This window comes from Vibrio sp. M250220 (assembly GCF_036533795.1).
Lineage (GTDB): Bacteria > Pseudomonadota > Gammaproteobacteria > Enterobacterales > Vibrionaceae > Vibrio.
On sequence record NZ_JATABI010000229.1, the window covers coordinates 1 to 382 of the forward strand.

At 46.9% G+C, this 382-nt stretch carries 1 pseudogene; it reads right to left on the reverse strand.

From position 1 onward, the window contains the following. Window positions 1-382: pseudogene (locus tag QTN94_RS20565) on the reverse strand (IS630 family transposase); the annotation flags it as partial.

Consider the following 382-nt stretch of genomic DNA (forward strand, 5'->3'; position numbering starts at 1 on the left):
TGTCGCAGCCAACTCCATACTTGTTCAATTGGATTTAGCTCTGGTGAATAGGGAGGCAATTTGATGATACTGACATTGTCAAACTGCTCGGCAATATCACTGGTATGCCATCCAGCACCATCCATTATGACAACTGCATGACGACCTCGCTCGGTGGCTTGCGATATTTGACCAAGGTGCTGAATCATAATCTCTTTGTTTACCCAAGGGACGACTATCGCCTCTCCAATTCCACTGAACCGAATAAGTAAGCATATTCAAATTGCTGCTGTTTCACCGCTCGCGGTCTTGTGCCGCGCTTAGCCCAAAGACGAGTTGTTGTATTTTGTTGTCCAAATCGAGCTTCGTCTTGAAACCAAACATCGACGGCCTCAAGCCCCAT